The organism is Bacillus sp. CH_70, assembly GCF_038007045.1.
Classification (GTDB): Bacteria; Bacillota; Bacilli; order Bacillales; family Bacillaceae_G; genus Bacillus_A; species Bacillus_A cereus.
Genome location: NZ_JBBOWL010000001.1, coordinates 136,209 through 150,000 on the forward strand (window position 1 = coordinate 136,209; position 13,792 = coordinate 150,000).

Sequence of the window (13,792 nt, forward strand, 5' to 3'; positions counted from 1 at the left end):
TAAGTGGGAAGAACCATCTTCCCTACATGCTCATGTACTGAGGGGGAACAAGGATGAACTTAATTTTAATGGGGCTTCCTGGTGCTGGTAAAGGTACACAAGCCGAACAGATTGTAGCCAAGTATAACATCCCTCACATTTCAACAGGAGATATGTTCCGTGCAGCTATGAAGGCTGAAACTGAAATGGGTCTACAAGCAAAATCTTTTATTGATAAAGGTGCACTTGTTCCAGATGAAGTTACAATCGGAATTGTTCGTGAACGTTTAAGTCAAGAAGACTGCGTAAGAGGTTTCTTACTAGACGGTTTCCCACGAACTGTTGCACAAGCATCAGCTCTTGAAGAGATTATGAAAGATCTTGGCAAAAAAATCGACTATGTTTTAAACATTAATGTGGATTCAGGGTTGTTATTAAAACGCCTTACAGGCCGTCGCATTTGTAAAGAGTGCGGTGCGACTTACCACTTAGAATTCAATCCACCAGCAACAGCTGATGTGTGCGATAAATGTGGTGGCGAATTATACCAACGCTCTGATGACAATGAAGAAACTGTAGCAAATCGTTTAGATGTGAATATTAAGCAAACAAAACCTTTGCTTGATTTCTACGACGAGCTTGGTTACTTAAAAAGCATTAATGGTGAGCAAGATATCAATAAAGTATTTGCTGATATCGATGTTCTCATCGGAGGCTTAGCGTAATGATCATCTGCAAAACTCCTCGCGAGATAGAAATCATGCGAGAAGCTGGCAGAATCGTTGCTTTAACTCATCAAGAGTTGAAACAGCACATTACTCCAGGAATTACAACGAAAGAGCTCGATCAAATAGCGGAAAAGACGATTCAAAAATATGGTGCTACGCCATCTTTTAAAGGATACAACGGATTTCCGGGGAGCATATGTGCTTCTGTAAATGAAGAGCTTGTACACGGAATTCCAGGAAAGCGCAAGCTCAAAGAGGGCGATATCATCAGTATCGATATTGGTGCGAAATACAATGGGTACCATGGAGATTCTGCATGGACGTATCCAGTTGGAAACATTTCTGAATCTGTTCAAAAGCTACTTGATGTCACAGAAAAATCGTTGTATCTTGGTCTAGAACAAGTAAAACCAGGCGAGAGATTATCAAATATCTCACATGCGGTTCAAACCCATGCTGAAGAGAATGGATTCTCGATCGTTAGGGAGTATGTTGGTCACGGAATCGGGCAAGACTTACATGAGGACCCTCAAATCCCGCACTATGGTCCACCAAATAGAGGCCCTAGATTAAAGCCGGGAATGGTCATCTGTGTTGAGCCGATGGTGAATCAAGGAAGACGATATGTAAAAACACTATCTGATGACTGGACAGTGGTAACGGTAGATGGTAAATGGTGTGCCCATTTTGAGCACACGATTGCTCTTACAGAAGCAGGATACGAAATCCTTACCACTTTATAAGTAGCTGGCTCTCCGGGATTTCAGAGCAGTGTAAAATGTTACTGATTTGAAGAAGGGAGAACTATTGAATGGCTAAAGATGATGTAATTGAAGTCGAAGGTACCGTTCTTGAAACGTTGCCAAATGCTATGTTCAAAGTAGAATTAGAGAATGGGCATGTCGTATTGGCTCACGTTTCTGGTAAAATCCGTATGAACTTCATTCGTATTTTACCAGGAGACAAAGTTACGGTAGAATTATCTCCGTACGATTTAAATCGTGGTCGTATTACGTACCGTTTTAAATAATATAGCACTCCGTAATCTTTAAGGAGGTTCGAGACATGAAAGTAAGACCGTCAGTTAAACCAATCTGCGAAAAATGTAAAGTTATTCGTAGACGTGGAAAAGTAATGGTTATTTGTGAAAACCCTAAACATAAACAAAAACAAGGTTAATCAGAAGGAGGTGCATTCAGAATGGCACGTATCGCAGGTGTAGATATTCCTCGAGACAAACGCGTTGTTATTTCTTTAACTTACGTATTCGGCATTGGTCGCACAACTGCTGAAAAAATTCTTACTGAAGCTGGTATTTCTTCAGAAACACGAGTTCGTGATTTAACGGAAGACGAATTAGGACGTATCCGTGATGTTATCGATCGTATTAAAGTTGAGGGAGACCTTCGTCGTGAAGTATCTCTTAACATTAAACGTCTAATGGAGATCGGTTCTTACCGTGGTCTTCGTCACCGTCGTGGTTTACCAGTTCGTGGTCAAAATTCTAAAAACAATGCTCGTACACGTAAAGGTCCACGTCGTACAGTAGCAAATAAAAAGAAATAATAAGTAAAGGAGGTTGAACTAACAATGGCACGTAAAACAAACACTCGTAAAAAACGTGTGAAAAAGAATATCGAAGCTGGTATAGCTCATATTCGTTCTACTTTCAACAACACAATCGTAACACTTACAGATACTCACGGTAACGCGCTTTCTTGGTCTAGTGCTGGTGCACTTGGTTTCCGTGGATCTCGTAAATCTACTCCATTCGCTGCGCAAATGGCTGCTGAAGCTGCTGCTAAAGTTGCAATGGAGCACGGTTTAAAAACTTTAGAGGTTACTGTTAAAGGTCCTGGTGCTGGTCGTGAAGCTGCAATTCGTGCTCTTCAAGCTGCAGGTCTAGAAGTAACAGCAATTAGAGATGTTACTCCAGTTCCTCATAATGGATGTCGTCCGCCAAAACGTCGTCGTGTGTAATTTTTCTGTATAGAATTTTCCCTTTTGTCTATAATGGATATGATGCATTATCGAGAAATTTCGTACAGAAACATCGCTTGTTGTGCACAATCGGGAACTGCCTAAGGGGGACTTTCGGTTAGACAGGGGTTATACCTTTGTTTAACCGGGGTTTCGACGTTTTGAAGGAGGGTTTAGTTAATGATTGAAATCGAAAAGCCGAAAATCGAAACGGTTGAACTTAACGAAGATGCTAAATATGGTAAATTCGTAATTGAACCGCTTGAGCGTGGATATGGTACTACTTTGGGTAACTCCTTACGTCGTATTCTTTTATCCTCACTCCCTGGTGCCGCTGTTACTGCTATCCAAATCGATGGCGTATTACATGAATTTTCAACAGTTGAGGGCGTAGTAGAAGACGTTACGACGATCATCTTAAACTTGAAAAAGTTAGCTCTTAAAATCTACTCTGAAGAAGAGAAGACGTTGGAAATTGATGTGCAGGGCGAAGGTATTGTCACAGCTGCTGATATTACTCACGATAGTGATGTAGAAATCTTAAATCCAGATTTACACATTGCAACGTTAGCAAAAGATGCGCATTTCCGCGTGCGTTTAACTGCAAAGCGTGGCCGTGGGTATACGCCAGCTGATGCAAATAAAAGCGAAGATCAACCAATAGGAGTAATTCCTATTGATTCTATTTATACTCCAGTATCACGTGTGACTTACCAAGTGGAAAAGACACGTGTCGGACAAGTGGCTAATTATGATAAGCTTACGCTTGATGTATGGACGGATGGAAGCATCGGGCCAAAAGAAGCTATCTCTTTAGGTGCCAAAATCTTAACTGAGCATTTAAATATCTTTGTTGGTTTAACTGATGAAGCACAAAATGCTGAGATTATGGTCGAGAAGGAAGAAGATCAAAAAGAGAAAGTTCTTGAGATGACTATCGAAGAACTAGACCTTTCTGTTCGTTCTTATAATTGCCTAAAACGTGCAGGAATTAATACTGTACAAGAGCTTGCGAACAAAACAGAAGAAGATATGATGAAAGTTCGTAACTTAGGACGTAAATCCTTAGAAGAAGTTAAACATAAACTTGAGGAATTAGGTTTAGGTTTACGTAAAGACGACTGAGGATTTAAACCCATGAACAAAGGAGGGAACTACGAATGGCATACAGAAAATTAGGCCGTACAAGTGCGCAACGTAAAGCTATGTTACGTGACTTAGCTACTGATTTAATTATCAACGAGCGCATCCAAACGACAGAAACTCGTGCAAAAGAACTTCGTTCTGTAGTGGAAAAAATGATCACTTTAGGTAAACGCGGAGATCTTCATGCTCGTCGTCAAGCAGCAGCTTTCATTCGCAATGAAGTAGCTAACGCTGAGACTGGTCAAGATGCACTTCAAAAATTATTCGCTGATGTAGCTCCACGCTATGCTGAGCGCCAAGGCGGATACACTCGTATTGCAAAAATTGGTCCACGTCGCGGAGACGCAGCACCAATGGTAATTATCGAGTTAGTATAATGATAATTAAAAGGGCAGGACAGTTCTTTTCAAGAAACTGGTCATGGCCCTTTTTTTTAAATATAAAAATAGGCGAGCTTGGCGAAGGAAAGGGTGCCTTCTATTGAAAAAAGAGAAACTTCGGATAGGAAATATATCATTTCAATATCCTGGGGCAGCCACGTATGCATTAAAAGATGTTTCATTTTCCTTATATGAGGGAGAATGGGTATCTATTATTGGACAAAACGGTTCAGGAAAGTCTACACTTGCAAAATTATTGAATGGTTTGTTTTTGCCGGAAGCAGGGACTATTACAGTAAATGATTCAATGGTTTTATCAGAGGAAACGGTATGGGATGTTCGAAAACAAATTGGAATGGTATTTCAAAATCCAGATAATCAATTTGTTGGAACAACAGTGCAAGATGATGTTGTATTTGGCTTAGAGAATATCGGAATGCCCAGAGAACAAATGATTGAAAGATTAGAACAGGCCTTACGACTTGTCCGTATGGAAGATTTTCTTAATGATGAGCCTCATTCCTTATCTGGTGGGCAAAAGCAGCGAGTGGCAATAGCGGGCGTTTTAGCACTTCAGCCATCTATTTTAATATTAGATGAAGCAACGTCAATGTTAGATCCTCAAGGAAGACGTGAAGTAGTAGAAACGGTTAGACAACTTGTTAATCAAAAAGGTATTACTGTGTTATCAATTACGCACGATTTAGAAGAAGCGGCACAGTCAGATCGTGTCATTATTTTAAATAAGGGAGAAATATTAGAGGAAGGGACTCCAGAGAAAATTTTCAAGTCCTCTCATATGCTCCAAGAAATTGGCTTAGATGTACCGTTTTCGGTGAAAATAGCAGAATTATTAAAAAGAAATGAAATTATTTTGCAAAATACGCATCTTACAATGGAAAGCTTGGTGAACGAACTTTGGAGATTACATTCCAAAAAGTAGAACATCGTTATCAATATAAAACTCCATTTGAAAGACGCGCGCTTTATGATGTAGACGTGTCGTTTCCAAGTGGGGGCTATTATGCCATTATCGGTCATACTGGTTCAGGTAAGTCGACGATGATTCAACATTTAAATGGTTTATTGCAGCCGACAAATGGTACAGTTCAAATTGGTGAACATTTGATTTCGGCAGGAAAGAAAGAAAAAAAGCTAAAGCCACTACGTAAAAAAGTAGGGGTTGTCTTTCAATTCCCAGAACATCAGTTGTTTGAAGAGACTGTGGAGAAAGATATTTGTTTCGGCCCTACTAATTTTGGGGTATCTGTAGAAGAAGCGAAGCAAAAGGCAAGAGAGGCAATTGAACTTGTAGGGTTAGAGCCAGAACTGTTAACACGTTCACCGTTTGAGTTAAGTGGCGGGCAAATGAGGCGTGTTGCGATAGCGGGTGTATTGGCGATGGAACCTGAAGTGCTTGTATTAGATGAACCTACAGCAGGTCTAGATCCAAAAGGGCAGAACGAACTTATGCAGATGTTTTATAAGTTGCATAAGGAGAAGGGGCTTACAGTTATCCTTGTAACGCATAATATGGAGGATGCCGCTCAGTATGCGGAGCAGATTGTAGTTATGCATAAAGGAACGGTCTTTTTGCAAGGAAGTGCAGAGGAAGTATTTTCACATGCTGATGAACTAGAGAAAATTGGTGTGGATCTTCCTATGTCATTAAAGTATAAACGTGCAATTGAAGAGAAGTTTGGTATTTCAATTCCAAAGGCTACCTTATCTTTAGAGGATCTTACTCATGAAGTTGTGCAGGTGTTACGAAAAGGTGGTCATGAATCATGCAGCAGTTGATTATTGGGAGATATATCCCAGGGAATTCACTTATTCATCAACTTGATCCACGTACGAAGCTGCTGATTGTCTTTTTATATGTATTTGTTGTTTTCTTAGCAAATAATGCGATTTCATATGGATTTTTATTTTTATATGCACTCATTGCTTTATTTTTTGCAAAAGTGCCGATTCGTTATGTACTTTCGGGCTTAAAACCAATTTTATGGATTTTTCTTTTTACATTTTTCCTGCATATTTTTACAAATAAAGAGGGGGATGTACTACTCCAGCTTGGTTGGTTTTCGATACATGAAAAAGGATTAGAGCAAGGGATATACATTTCTGTACGATTCTTCGTTATTATTTTAATGACGACATTATTAACGTTAACGACGACACCTATTGAAATTACAGATGGTTTGGAGACGTTATTAAAGCCGTTGAAGCGTATAAAGGTTCCTGTTCATGAAATCGCATTAATGATGTCAATTTCTCTTCGTTTTATTCCGACATTAATGGATGAAACGAGTAAAATAATGAAAGCACAAGCATCACGTGGTATTGATTTCGCTGGGGGACCGATAAAAGATAGAATGAAAGCTATTATCTCACTGCTTGTTCCTCTGTTTATCAGTGCTTTTAAGCGTGCAGAGGACTTAGCTATTGCGATGGAAGCTCGTGGATATCAAAGTGGTGAAGGACGTACTAAATTTAGGCAACTACGCTGGAAAACAAGCGATACAGTAACGATTGTAAGCTTATTTTGTTTAGCTTGTATTTTGGCATGGGTGCGATCGTAATGGAGAATAGAGAAATGGATAGAATAAAATGTACGGTTGCATATGATGGCATGCATTTTTGTGGTTATCAAATTCAGCCGAAGCATCGTACTGTTCAACAGGAGATAGAAAAAGCATTACAGAAATTGCATAAGGGAGAACTTGTTCGTGTTCAGGCATCTGGTAGAACAGATTCTACGGTTCATGCAAAAGGACAAGTCATACACTTTGATACTCCTTTGTCTCTTGAAGAGTGGCAATGGAGTAACGCTTTAAATACAATGTTGCCAGATGATATTGTTATTAGGCAAGTAGAGAAAAAAACAGAAGAATTTCATGCACGTTACGGTGTTGAGAAAAAAGAATATCGTTATCGTGTATTATTATCAAAGAATGCGGATGTATTCCGTAGAAATTACGTATATCAATATCCATATCCGCTCGAAATCAAAAAAATAAGAAAAGCAATTCCGTATTTTATTGGAACGCATGATTTCACTTCTTTTTGTTCGGCAAAAACTGACAAAAAAGATAAAGTGCGAACAATTTATGAAATCGAGTTAATTGAGCAAGACGATGAATTAATTTTTCGTTTTGTAGGTAATGGATTTTTATATAATATGGTCAGAATTATTGTTGGTACGTTACTTAACGTAGGGCAAGGAAAGCTTGATCCTGATAGCATTCCAGAGATTTTAGCGAAACAAAATCGTCAGTTTGCTGGAAAGATGGCTCCAGGTCATGGGCTTTACCTATGGGAGGTAAACTATAACAACTAATCCTGGTGTAACATTTGCTTGACATTAGAAACTCAAAAGTATATCATAACATATGGTATTGTTTCTAAAACCACGATTAGCCCCGGAAGGAAATCGTGTTTAAGATAAACAATAGATTTTTTCTATGGAAAAGATAACGAGGAGGGAAACACATGCGTACGACTTTTATGGCAAAAGCTAACGAAGTTGAGCGTAAATGGTATGTGGTTGATGCTGAAGGTCAAACTTTAGGTCGCCTATCTACTGAAGTAGCATCCATTTTACGTGGTAAAAACAAACCTACATTTACACCACACGTTGACACGGGTGATCATGTAATTATTATTAACGCTGAGAAAATTCATTTAACAGGTAATAAATTAAACGATAAAATTTACTACCGTCACACTAACCACCCAGGTGGACTTAAGCAAAGAACAGCTCTTGAAATGCGTACAAACTACCCTGTACAAATGTTAGAGCTTGCAATTAAAGGCATGCTTCCAAAAGGACGCTTAGGCCGTCAAGTTTCTAAGAAACTTAACGTGTATGCTGGAGCAGAGCATCCACACCAAGCACAAAAACCAGAAGTTTACGAACTTCGCGGATAATTAATTAAAGGAGGGCTTACTTTGGCACAGGTTCAATACTATGGCACTGGACGTCGTAAGAGTTCAGTAGCGCGCGTACGCCTAGTTCCAGGCGAAGGACGCGTTATCATTAACGGTCGTGATTTTGAAAACTATATCCCATTTGCTGCATTACGTGAAGTAGTGAAACAACCTCTAGTTGCAACAGAAACTTTAGGTAACTACGATGTACTTGTAAACGTAAATGGTGGTGGATACACTGGTCAAGCTGGTGCTATTCGTCACGGTATTTCTCGCGCTTTATTAAAAGCTGATCCAGAATACCGTCTAACACTAAAACGTGCAGGTCTATTAACTCGTGACGCACGTATGAAAGAGCGTAAAAAATACGGTCTTAAAGGCGCACGTCGTGCACCTCAGTTCTCAAAACGTTAATTTTTGCGAACTACAAACCCCAACCATTTTGGTTGGGGTTTTTTTTATGTTTCATTCCTCTTTTGTAATTTTTATAGCTTGGAATATTTTAGTGCTACCGCCGCGCGTATGCTTCTTCTTTAGAAGTTTAGACTAATACGTATTAGGGAGGTTTATAAGTACTATGAATGTCATTGTCAGCTTACAAGAAAAACAAAAAGAAAAGCAGTTAAAATACGAGCGGAAGATGTTGCGGGAATTATCATTAAAAACATTACGTTCAAATATTCGTGATGCCTTTCAAATGCAAGAGCTTCATCGTCAGTATGAAGATTACTGTATTGAATTAGGGATAGAATCTTATTTATTAGGAGCGAGATATAGTAAATTTGGTTATTATGGTGAATCGTTTTTTGATGTGAAATATAGAGCTTTAGAAGAAGAACAACAATTAACTGAAACGCTATTTCAATTTTTAACGAGTATGACTATGCGAGAAATAAAGTTGAAAGATGAGGAATTACTTTTTGAATCTTGTCAGCAGTTTATAGGATTGTGGTGGCAAGAAGGGTATGAAAAAGGTGAAAGAAGATATCGATTAAAGCTTCATTAAGACAAGCATAAACTTTCCTCTTGTCCCATATAAGTAATTAGAGGGACTAGCTGGAGGAGGAAAGGTATGAAGAGAATTCGAATTATCTCTTTTGCACTCGCTGCGGTTGTATTGTTTTTTTTAGTCAAACAAGAATTTCAAATTACAAAATCGTGGCGAGCTTGGAATTTACCCTTATCAGGGAAAGTAATTGTATTAGATGCTGGGCATGGTGGACCAGATGGAGGGGCTGTTGGAGGAAAGGATATTATAGAAAAGGATATTACGCTTGAAATTACAAAAAAGGTACAAGACTATTTACAAGAACAAGGTGCACTAGTTATTTTAACGCGTGAGGGAGATTATGATTTAGCTAACAAAGATACAAAGTCATATAGTAGACGTAAAGCAGAGGATTTAAAAAAACGTGTAGAAATCATCAATAAACCTGATGTAGACTTTTTTGCAAGTATTCATTTAAATGCTTTAACTAGTAGTGGATCGAAAGGCGCACAAACGTTCTTTTACCGCTCTTCAATTGAAAATGAACGTGCTGCAAAATTTATACAGGCTGAATTGAGAACAAGTTTAGAGAACACGAATCGTTCTGCTAAGACAATTTCGCATGTGTATTTATTAAAGTATTCTAAAACACCAGGTGCTTTAATTGAAGCCGGCTTTTTATCGAATGTGAACGAAAGGTATATGTTAAATTCGGAGAAATATCAGCAAAAGGTAGCAGCTGCAATATACCGGGGTATATTACGCTATTTCACGGAAAAAGGAAATCCTCCAGAATAAGGAGGATTTTTTTGAGTTTCTCTCGTTAACGAAGTTTTCGGAAAATATGTTATACTGGAAATGTAAACGCATTTATTTCAAGAATAAGCAGAGATAAATTCAATTAACATTACGTTATTTTTCATACAGGGGGCTGGGCTAATTATGGTAACGAAAGAACAAGTGGTTGAAGCGTTAGAAGGGATTGTAGATCCGTTTTTACATAAAACATTAAAAGAAACAAGTGCAATTAAAGAGGTAACAGTCAAGCCTGAGAAGGAACATGTGAGTGTCAAAATTGCAATCGTAAAAACTGGTACAGCGGAACAAATGCAGTTGCAGTCTGGAATTGTAAAGTTATTAAAAGAACTTGGAGCAGCAACAGTTGGACTTCGTTTTGCAGAATTTACAGAAGAGGAATTAGCTCAGTTTGCACCAGAACAAGAAGCAGAGCAAAGTGAATCTTTATTGTCACCAAATTCAAAAACGACATTCTTAGCAGTAGCGAGTGGAAAAGGTGGCGTGGGAAAATCAACCGTTTCCGTTAACCTTGCAGTTGCTTTAGCTCGTTTAGGAAAAAAAGTTGGTATTATTGATGCGGACATTTACGGTTTTAGTGTGCCAGACATGATGGGGATAGAAAAACGTCCCATCGTAAGAGGTGATAAGATAATTCCGGTAGAACGTTTAGGTGTAAAGGTAATCTCAATGGGCTTCTTTGTAGAGGATAATGCACCAGTTATTTGGAGAGGACCTATGCTTGGGAAAATGTTAAACCACTTCTTCACAGAAGTAGAATGGGGCGATTTAGATTATTTAGTATTAGATTTGCCACCAGGCACAGGTGATATTGCGTTAGATGTGCACTCAATGTTGCCATCTTGCAAAGAGATTATTGTAACGACACCGCATCCAACAGCTGCGTTTGTAGCAGCGCGTGCTGGAGCGATGGCATTACGCACTGAACATAGTATTCTCGGTGTTGTTGAGAACATGGCATATTTTGAAAGTAAGGTAACTGGTGAGAAAGAATATGTATTTGGAAGAGGCGGGGGAGATAAGTTAGCTACCGAACTACAAACAAATGTTCTTGGGCGTATTCCACTGCAACAACCCGATTGGAATAAAGAAGACTTTGCTCCTTCGGTATATGAAGATACACATACAACCGGCATTATTTATAGTAAAATAGCTGAAACAGTAATTGATATAACAGCTGTTACACAAAAATAAAGCGAAACTTTAATCAGTGGGGTTCATCTGTTACTGGCAACAACTGGTAAATCCTTCGCTTCACTAGAGGGCCATTTTGTCTGTTAATAGCAAGATAAAGTAATAACGAGTGGACAATTTATACATTGTCCACTCGTTATTATAGTTATTATTTTCACTGTTCTTCCTTCTTCTCGCCTTGAGAACCGCCATCACCGCCTGCTTCTTTCTTATCAGATCCACCTTTTTCAGCCTTTTGTACACCTTTACTAATGATATCAATCATCTTGGCTTGGAAGAGTGGACTTTCAGCAGTTTCTGTTAGTACTTGTTGTAGATATTGACGGTATTCTTTACTCTTCATTGTTTGTAACATCATTTTTTCTACTTCAGGATTTTTCATAATTTCTATAACGCCTGCTTGGTATTCAGGGTCTTTTAATAAGGTTTTCATTAATTGGGTTTGTTCTTTCCCCATACTTTTAGCAAACTTTGATGAGAACTCAGGATCTTTAAAGAGCTTTTCCCAGAATTGTTGCCCTTTATCGGATACCATGGCATCTTCAATCGTTTTCTTTACTACTGTTTCATCTAGTATGAGTGCTTGTTTCATTTTTTCATCAGTTAATACATCTTGAATAGCTTTCTTACCTTGATCTGTTTTTAAAATATCAACAATCATTTTCTTTGTTTGATCGTAATCTAGTTCGGATTTCGTTTCTTTTCCTTGTGCGCATGCTACAAGTGCGATAAGTAGAAAAGAAGAAACGAAAATGAATAGTATCCGTTTCATAAGTTGGAACTCCTTTCAGCACAGTTCTCTCTTTTTAATATAAATATCTTTAAGGAATTTATACATGAACATGGCTAGCTTTTTGAAATTGTCATTGATACAATTTAATTAGAAATATAAGGATAATGGGGGATGTGTTGTGAATAGCCGCAAGTGGGTACGACTATTTTTAACGACGTTGTTTCTTGGTGGGATTAGCACAGTTATTATTGGTTTTGTTTTGGAGTGGGACAGGTATGATAAATTTTTTCAAAATTTCGACGTTAAGGAGATTTTAGCGGTATCTTTCTGGTTGATGGGTGTAGGATTTATTTTTAGCGTTATAAGTCAAATGGGATTCTTTGCATATTTAACAATCCATCGTTTTGGACTAGGGATGTTTCGCTCATCGTCTTTATGGAATGCAGTCCAGCTCTTCTTTATTGCATTCGTATTATTTGATTTTGTGTATTTAAGATCTGTACTTATTGCAAATGGGGAAATCTCATTGGGGAATAACATACTTGTTGCTGGAATTTTATTTGTGTTTGGAGCAATTGTTGCTTATGTAAAAAGTAAAGAAACAAATAAAAAAGCATTTGTGCCAGCTCTGTTCTTTATGGTTGTTGTAACGATTCTTGAATGGGTACCGGCGCTTCGGATTAATGATACAGATTGGTTATATTTAATGGTTATACCGCTATTGTTATGTAATGCATATCAATTACTTGTATTACATCGTTTAATCGGAAAAACGAGTAAATCTGCTTAATAGAGAGAGGTTTTATATATCAGCAGTTATATTACTGGAAATGGTGTGATTAAAAAAGCTCTACCACCTTTTTGAAAGGTAGTAGAGCTTTTTATACGTGAAGAGTAGTAGGGACGAAGCTATTTCACATCTTCACTTTTCGTACTTGTATTGGAAATAAGTTGTGATACGGATATTTGCTCATATCCATCACTTTTTAATTTTTGCAGGAGCAGCGGTAAAGCTCTATTTGTTTGAAGGGCAGAATCGGATGCGTGTAATAAGACAATATCTCCACCTTTCAAATTATTAGAGACGGTGGAAACGATGTGATTTACACCTGGGTTTTTCCAATCGTTGGAATTGTTACTCCAATGCACGACGGTGTATCCAAGTGATTCTGCAATTTTAAGGGTTGCCTTGTTAAATTCGCCACTAGGTGGACGTAACAGCTTGACTTGTTTTACCCCAAGTTTTGTAAAAACATCTTGTGCTCGTAAAAGGTCTCGTCTTATTTCATTCGTCTCTAGAGAAGTATAGGATGTGTAATTGTAACCCATACTACCGATTTCGTGTCCATCTTTCATGATGCGCTCTACAATATCGGGGTGTCTTTCGGCCCATGCAGCAGAAAGGAAGAAGGTTGCATTCTTAATTTGTCTTTCTTTAAGAGTATCAAGGATTGGAATTGCTTTTTTGTCTCCCCAACTAATATCAAACGTAAATGCAACTTGCTTTTTAGCGGTATCTCCTTTGTAAATTACTTTAGGACCTGTAGCAGTTGAAAAAGCAGATTCATGTGAATATGTTTTTAAAAAGAGTAGCCATGCTGTAAATAAGGAAAGTATCACTATTAAGCTAATGTGTTTAAAAGTTCTCTTACTCGTAATAAAAAAGAAAAACATAATATTACGCCCCTTTGTCCAATCCTTTTCAGTTACATATATGCTGTAAATATAAAAAAGAGAACAAAGGATTAATATCGTAAGTAGTGGATATAATGAATGATAGGATTGTAGTAAGTGAAAATGAGCGAAACGTTTATTGTTACGTAAGGAATTATTGAGGTGATCATTTGCTTGGGCTGATGTTGACAAAAGAAGAGAGAAAAGAGATGGAATACATATTAAAGAGAGAGTTAGAGGAACT

General features: G+C 38.0%; 21 protein-coding genes (1 of these 21 running past the window's edge). 19 read left to right on the plus strand and 2 right to left on the minus strand.

Annotated elements, in window-relative coordinates; all coding sequences use genetic code 11:
• Positions 1-53: 53 nt before the first annotated feature.
• The 17 genes from N2V79_RS00755 (at position 54) to N2V79_RS00835 (ending at position 11,141) form a co-directional block, all read left to right on the plus strand.
• Positions 54-704 carry an adenylate kinase gene (locus N2V79_RS00755; protein ID WP_001048997.1) on the plus strand — a complete coding sequence of 217 codons (651 nt, stop codon included), beginning with the start codon at positions 54-56 and terminating at the stop codon, positions 702-704.
• On the plus strand, positions 704-1,450 hold the full coding sequence (map, locus tag N2V79_RS00760; RefSeq protein ID WP_000582539.1) for a type I methionyl aminopeptidase: 747 nt from the start codon (positions 704-706) through the stop codon (positions 1,448-1,450). Before N2V79_RS00755 ends, map begins: the two co-directional genes overlap by 1 nt.
• 68 nt (positions 1,451-1,518) lie before the next feature.
• Complete coding sequence (gene infA / locus N2V79_RS00765) at positions 1,519-1,737, plus strand: translation initiation factor IF-1 (RefSeq protein WP_001029884.1); 219 nt, start codon at positions 1,519-1,521, stop codon at positions 1,735-1,737.
• Positions 1,738-1,772: 35 nt separating this feature from the next.
• Entirely contained in the window at positions 1,773-1,886 is a 114-nt protein-coding gene (gene rpmJ, locus N2V79_RS00770) for a 50S ribosomal protein L36 (protein WP_000868344.1), read from the plus strand.
• A gap of 21 nt (positions 1,887-1,907) precedes the next feature.
• Positions 1,908-2,273 carry a 30S ribosomal protein S13 gene (gene rpsM / locus N2V79_RS00775; protein ID WP_000090792.1) on the plus strand — a complete coding sequence of 122 codons (366 nt, stop codon included), beginning with the start codon at positions 1,908-1,910 and terminating at the stop codon, positions 2,271-2,273.
• Between the two features lie 24 nt (positions 2,274-2,297).
• A complete protein-coding gene (gene rpsK, locus N2V79_RS00780) occupies positions 2,298-2,687 on the plus strand; it encodes a 30S ribosomal protein S11 (protein WP_000101797.1) in 390 nt (129 codons plus the stop codon).
• Between the two features lie 180 nt (positions 2,688-2,867).
• Entirely contained in the window at positions 2,868-3,812 is a 945-nt protein-coding gene (locus N2V79_RS00785) for a DNA-directed RNA polymerase subunit alpha (protein ID WP_000569643.1), read from the plus strand.
• Positions 3,813-3,847: 35 nt separating this feature from the next.
• Positions 3,848-4,210 (plus strand): 50S ribosomal protein L17, encoded by a 363-nt coding sequence (gene rplQ / locus N2V79_RS00790; protein WP_000331490.1) that lies wholly within the window; start codon positions 3,848-3,850, stop codon positions 4,208-4,210.
• Positions 4,211-4,313: 103 nt separating this feature from the next.
• Positions 4,314-5,156, plus strand: coding sequence for an energy-coupling factor ABC transporter ATP-binding protein (locus tag N2V79_RS00795; RefSeq protein ID WP_000711762.1), 843 nt, complete (start codon positions 4,314-4,316; stop codon positions 5,154-5,156).
• Entirely contained in the window at positions 5,132-6,013 is an 882-nt protein-coding gene (locus tag N2V79_RS00800) for an energy-coupling factor ABC transporter ATP-binding protein (RefSeq protein ID WP_000406539.1), read from the plus strand. The genes N2V79_RS00795 and N2V79_RS00800 overlap by 25 nt, the downstream gene beginning before the upstream one ends.
• Positions 6,001-6,795 (plus strand): energy-coupling factor transporter transmembrane component T family protein, encoded by a 795-nt coding sequence (locus N2V79_RS00805; RefSeq protein ID WP_001186530.1) that lies wholly within the window; start codon positions 6,001-6,003, stop codon positions 6,793-6,795. The genes N2V79_RS00800 and N2V79_RS00805 overlap by 13 nt, the downstream gene beginning before the upstream one ends.
• A 14-nt stretch (positions 6,796-6,809) precedes the next feature.
• The gene (gene truA / locus N2V79_RS00810) at positions 6,810-7,553 is read left to right on the plus strand and encodes a tRNA pseudouridine(38-40) synthase TruA (RefSeq protein ID WP_088023744.1); all 744 of its coding nucleotides are present in this window, start codon (positions 6,810-6,812) and stop codon (positions 7,551-7,553) included.
• A 152-nt stretch (positions 7,554-7,705) separates the two neighbouring features.
• Positions 7,706-8,143, plus strand: coding sequence for a 50S ribosomal protein L13 (gene rplM, locus N2V79_RS00815; protein WP_001260795.1), 438 nt, complete (start codon positions 7,706-7,708; stop codon positions 8,141-8,143).
• Between the two features lie 21 nt (positions 8,144-8,164).
• Positions 8,165-8,557 carry a 30S ribosomal protein S9 gene (rpsI, locus tag N2V79_RS00820; RefSeq protein WP_000079986.1) on the plus strand — a complete coding sequence of 131 codons (393 nt, stop codon included), beginning with the start codon at positions 8,165-8,167 and terminating at the stop codon, positions 8,555-8,557.
• Positions 8,558-8,720: 163 nt separating this feature from the next.
• Positions 8,721-9,149, plus strand: a complete 429-nt coding sequence (locus N2V79_RS00825) for a DUF2521 family protein (RefSeq protein WP_001101005.1) — start codon at positions 8,721-8,723, stop codon at positions 9,147-9,149.
• 66 nt (positions 9,150-9,215) lie between these two features.
• A complete protein-coding gene (cwlD, locus tag N2V79_RS00830; protein ID WP_340719518.1) occupies positions 9,216-9,929 on the plus strand; it encodes an N-acetylmuramoyl-L-alanine amidase CwlD in 714 nt (237 codons plus the stop codon).
• 144 nt (positions 9,930-10,073) lie between these two features.
• Positions 10,074-11,141 carry an Mrp/NBP35 family ATP-binding protein gene (locus N2V79_RS00835; protein WP_340719519.1) on the plus strand — a complete coding sequence of 356 codons (1,068 nt, stop codon included), beginning with the start codon at positions 10,074-10,076 and terminating at the stop codon, positions 11,139-11,141.
• A 154-nt stretch (positions 11,142-11,295) separates the two neighbouring features.
• Here the strand turns inward: N2V79_RS00835 and gerD are convergent, their stop codons facing one another.
• Positions 11,296-11,913 (minus strand): spore germination lipoprotein GerD, encoded by a 618-nt coding sequence (gene gerD / locus N2V79_RS00840; protein ID WP_050842394.1) that lies wholly within the window; start codon positions 11,911-11,913, stop codon positions 11,296-11,298.
• Positions 11,914-12,052: 139 nt separating this feature from the next.
• On the opposite strand from gerD, the gene kbaA reads away from it, so the two are divergent.
• Positions 12,053-12,664: a KinB signaling pathway activation protein KbaA gene (kbaA, locus tag N2V79_RS00845; RefSeq protein WP_089170266.1), complete on the plus strand. Its 612-nt coding sequence runs from the start codon at positions 12,053-12,055 to the stop codon at positions 12,662-12,664.
• Positions 12,665-12,783: 119 nt separating this feature from the next.
• Here kbaA and pdaB read toward each other — a convergent pair whose 3' ends face one another.
• A complete protein-coding gene (gene pdaB / locus N2V79_RS00850) occupies positions 12,784-13,548 on the minus strand; it encodes a polysaccharide deacetylase family sporulation protein PdaB (protein ID WP_000464717.1) in 765 nt (254 codons plus the stop codon).
• Positions 13,549-13,718: 170 nt separating this feature from the next.
• Here pdaB and N2V79_RS00855 point away from each other — a divergent pair, with 170 nt between their 5' ends.
• Positions 13,719-13,792 carry the start of a hypothetical protein gene (locus N2V79_RS00855; RefSeq protein ID WP_000901145.1) on the plus strand. Its footprint extends 145 nt past the window's final position, so the window shows 74 of its 219 coding nt (coding positions 1-74); its start codon is at positions 13,719-13,721; its stop codon lies off the right edge, out of view.

Bases quoted from the DNA above. Each gene is read 5' to 3' on its own strand.
- N2V79_RS00755 (WP_001048997.1), top strand. From the start codon at position 54: ATGAACTTAATTTTAATGGGGCTTCCTGGTGCTGGTAAAGGTACACAA.
- map (WP_000582539.1), top strand. From the start codon at position 704: ATGATCATCTGCAAAACTCCTCGCGAGATAGAAATCATGCGAGAAGCT.
- infA (WP_001029884.1), top strand. From the start codon at position 1,519: ATGGCTAAAGATGATGTAATTGAAGTCGAAGGTACCGTTCTTGAAACG.
- rpmJ (WP_000868344.1), top strand. From the start codon at position 1,773: ATGAAAGTAAGACCGTCAGTTAAACCAATCTGCGAAAAATGTAAAGTT.
- rpsM (WP_000090792.1), top strand. From the start codon at position 1,908: ATGGCACGTATCGCAGGTGTAGATATTCCTCGAGACAAACGCGTTGTT.
- rpsK (WP_000101797.1), top strand. From the start codon at position 2,298: ATGGCACGTAAAACAAACACTCGTAAAAAACGTGTGAAAAAGAATATC.
- N2V79_RS00785 (WP_000569643.1), top strand. From the start codon at position 2,868: ATGATTGAAATCGAAAAGCCGAAAATCGAAACGGTTGAACTTAACGAA.
- rplQ (WP_000331490.1), top strand. From the start codon at position 3,848: ATGGCATACAGAAAATTAGGCCGTACAAGTGCGCAACGTAAAGCTATG.
- N2V79_RS00805 (WP_001186530.1), top strand. From the start codon at position 6,001: ATGCAGCAGTTGATTATTGGGAGATATATCCCAGGGAATTCACTTATT.
- truA (WP_088023744.1), top strand. From the start codon at position 6,810: ATGGATAGAATAAAATGTACGGTTGCATATGATGGCATGCATTTTTGT.
- rplM (WP_001260795.1), top strand. From the start codon at position 7,706: ATGCGTACGACTTTTATGGCAAAAGCTAACGAAGTTGAGCGTAAATGG.
- N2V79_RS00825 (WP_001101005.1), top strand. From the start codon at position 8,721: ATGAATGTCATTGTCAGCTTACAAGAAAAACAAAAAGAAAAGCAGTTA.
- cwlD (WP_340719518.1), top strand. From the start codon at position 9,216: ATGAAGAGAATTCGAATTATCTCTTTTGCACTCGCTGCGGTTGTATTG.
- N2V79_RS00835 (WP_340719519.1), top strand. From the start codon at position 10,074: ATGGTAACGAAAGAACAAGTGGTTGAAGCGTTAGAAGGGATTGTAGAT.
- gerD (WP_050842394.1), bottom strand. From the start codon at position 11,913: ATGAAACGGATACTATTCATTTTCGTTTCTTCTTTTCTACTTATCGCA.
- pdaB (WP_000464717.1), bottom strand. From the start codon at position 13,548: ATGTTTTTCTTTTTTATTACGAGTAAGAGAACTTTTAAACACATTAGC.